Origin of the sequence: Acinetobacter sp. A3, assembly GCF_012371415.1 — a bacterium.
Classification (GTDB): Bacteria; Pseudomonadota; Gammaproteobacteria; order Pseudomonadales; family Moraxellaceae; genus Acinetobacter.
The window spans coordinates 1-3,622 of record NZ_JAAZQW010000064.1 but is presented as its reverse complement, the minus strand read 5'-3'; the positions used below and the strand labels follow the sequence as shown (position 1 = coordinate 3,622).

General features: G+C 34.1%; 1 protein-coding gene. It reads left to right on the top strand.

Going from position 1 to position 3,622, the window contains the following annotated elements:
• Nucleotides 1-3,434: VCBS domain-containing protein (locus tag HHA42_RS12795; protein ID WP_168526770.1), on the top strand; the 3,434-nt coding region annotated here is incomplete at its 5' end.
• Nucleotides 3,435-3,622 lie beyond the last annotated feature (188 nt).

Below are 3,622 nucleotides of genomic sequence, written 5' to 3'. Positions count from 1 at the left end.
AAGCAGGCAAAATCGCGACAGCGAACTCAGCGATTGCTGATGCGATTGATGCAGCAGAAGAAGCGAAAGTAGATCCGACTGAAGCGAATATTGATGCAGCTCAAACAGCAATTGATGAGGCGGTAACAGCGATTGATGCAGTTGCAGAAGCGAACCAGCCTGCGTTGAATACTGCCTTGCAGGCGGCGAAAGACAATCTGGTAGAAGCAGGCAAAATCGCGACAGCGAACTCAGCGATTGCTGATGCGATTGATGCAGCAGAAGAAGCGAAAGTAGATCCGGCTAAAGATAATATTACGGCAGCAGAAGAAGCCATTAATGCTGCAGAAGAAGCAATTGCCAAAGTCACAGATGCAGACAAGCAAGCTGAACTGACTGCTGACCTGAAGGAAGCGCAAGACAACCTTGTAGAAGCAGAAGACGTACTTGCAGCGATTGGAGGGTTGAGTGCAGTAATTACTCAAGCTGAAAAAGCTATTACGTTACTTGATGAAGAAAGTTCATTAGTAATTATAGACTCTCTAGTTGAAGCATATGAGTTGTTAAATAATGAGGATACTACTTTAGATCAGCTTCAAACTTGTACGCAAAGTTTAGATTCAGTGGTTAGAGAAGCTTTAATTACTTACCTTGAGGGTGTTGATGATTTAAGTTCTTCATATGATCCAGCAATGTTTACTACTGATACTTGGAATGAGTTGAGTAATCTTTTGAGTGAAATCAATGAAATTACTGATTTATTTAGTAAAACAACAGATCAATTATTGGATTTAGTTACACAAACTATTGAGGCTTTCGGTAAGTTAGAGCTGGATTCAAGTATTGTTCAGCCTATTGATATTGATAGAGTTCAGGTAGATTTCTCAGACCAAAACACTCAAATCAAGATTCAGATTAAACCTAAAACAGATGAACAAGGTACAGTTATTCCTGATTCGGAAAATGACGCTAATGGATCAACCATATATGTATTAGATAATTTAGGTAATGAAATTGTACGAGGTACCATCGTAGATGGTGAGGTTACATTTGAGGGACTTTCTAAATTAAAAGATAATTCTCAATTGAATTATTATCTTGTAAGTACAAGTGGTATTAACTCTTTAACAGCACAAATTACCGTACCTGATATTACACCTCCTAAAGATTTGACTAATCAGGATGTTATTTTCTTGTCTTATGACCATATTATTGGTTCTACAGATTCTGAAGAGGCGGGTGGAAAAGTATATATTTACTCATCCAAAGAGGGTGAAACTGTTAAGCTTGATGAAGCTACTATTAAGCAAGATGGTGGCTTCGAATTTAAGCTCGATACTCCTCTTCAACCTCAAGAAACGATATCATTTGTAGTCTTTGATAAAGCTGGTAATAGTTCAATAAATTCTTTAGAGGTGAATACTCCTGAATTTGCCGCTGAGATTGAACTGAATTCTGATGTAGTATCAACCAATATTCTTGAACCTACAGATATTGAATTATCTAAAGTAAAAACTACTAGTGGTTCTTTGGTTACAGTAGGGGTCGGCGGACTTATTGATCTTGGTATTATTGATATATCCAAACAGTTTGTTCTTAATCTTCCTGGTACTTCTTTAACTGAATATGATGATATTGCCGTAAAACTGTCTTCATATGCTGTACTGAATCTTGAACTTGGTTCGACTGGGTATGTTTATTATCGTGCTAATGAATCTCAAGATTGGCAGCTTGTAGATCAGGAAGTTCTGTCCTTGGTTAGTTTATTGGGAATTCCATTAGTCACTGACTCATTGACAATTAAAGATCCAAAAGCAGGACAGTATATGGTGCTCGTTGGTTCACCGGGTCTTAAAGCCAATGTTGCAGGTGCGATGACGATTGAAACTAAAGGTGTAATTACTGGAACAGATGATTCAACACAACTTATTAAAGGTAATGTGTTAAAAAATGACTCTTTAACTGCAGGTGTTGCAATTGAAGCAGTTGAAGTAAATACTGGTGATTTACCTCAGAAAGTTGATTTAGATACTGACGTTTCCACTAAAATTACTGGTAAGTATGGTGTGCTAACTATTGATCAAAGTGGTAGTTATACTTATCAAATGTTTGAAAACAACATTCAAAATGTAGGTAAGGTTGATTCATTTACATATTATGTGAATGGTGAATCAGCTCAGCTGAATATCCAGATTAATAGTGATAAGTATCCTAATATTCTTTGGGATCAAAATAACCCTTCAAGTGATGGAGTAATTTTAGATTTAAATAGTGATATTGCTATAGCCAATCAAATTTCTATAGTAAAAAATGATCAAGTGGAACAAACAGCATCTGATACTAAGGATATTTCACCAACTGATAATGCATATTTGTCAAATAGTATTACTTTAAATCAAAATGAAGTCTTGCAGATTGAATTAATGAAGTTAGAAGGTATTACATATGCCCGAAAAGTAAAAGTTCAACTAAAAGACTTAACTGGTGAAATTTTAGATTTATCTAATGCGAAAGTAGTAATTTACACAATTGATGTTAATGGTAAAAATAGTCCGTATTATTTAAGTTATTCGACATTTAACAGTGAGATAGAGGTAACTGTACCAAAATATAGGAATATATCTGCTAATCGAGAAAAGGTTGTAATTGAGATTCAAGATTTAAACATTGCAAAAAATACAACCTTAACTGTAAATACTTTTGCATCGGAGGGTGATAATACGACTACTAAATACAGTCTTAAGCAAATTGTAAATACGTATAAAGAAATTTATAAGGTAGATACAGAAATTGCTCATCATAGCAGTGGAAATATTTTTGACAATGATGTTGTTAATTTTGAAACTACGGAATTATTCGTTTTTGATTATGTGCAGCAAACTTTTGTAAAAATAGAGGCTAATGAAGTAGTAGAAATTAAAGGTGAATATGGTGATTTATTAATAAATAAATCTGGTTCATTTACCTATACTTTAAGAAATTCTACAGATAAAGGTAAAAGTGACGCTTTTGAGTATAAAGTAACTGATAGTCTAAATGATACATTAATAAAAGTATCTGAATTAACTATTGTCAATGCTGGTAATACAGTATTAAGCAGTAAGGCTTCAGAGAGTTTTGAATTTACATCAAATAAAATCGATAGCTTGATCTATAAGGTTCTTGATGATGCAGATTCACTAGGAGGTAATGGTAAAGATGCGGTAAGTGGTTTTGAATTACCGTCAGAAACTTTTAATGGTGATGTAATTGATGTATCAGGATTATTAGCTGATTCAGCAACTGTAGATAATATAGGTCAGTATCTATCTTATAATGCTGATACTAAGACAGTATCTATAGATCGTGATGGAGAAGCGAAATATTACGAATCTACTGAATTATTAAAGGTGGATTTAGGAACTTCTTCTGATCCAATCAAAGATCTTTTAGAGTCAGGTAATATCATTATCTAATAGATGATATAAGAGAAAAATCCCTAACTTCGGTTAGGGATTTTTTTATGCATAATTTTATAAAAACATATCTTAAAACTTTATGAAAAATAATGCTTAGGTTAAGATGAGCGTAAGCGTCCGCTGAATCCCATACCTATTTTTTAATTCGATTTAGGTTTCCAGCAGTGCGGCAGCAATTCTTCAAT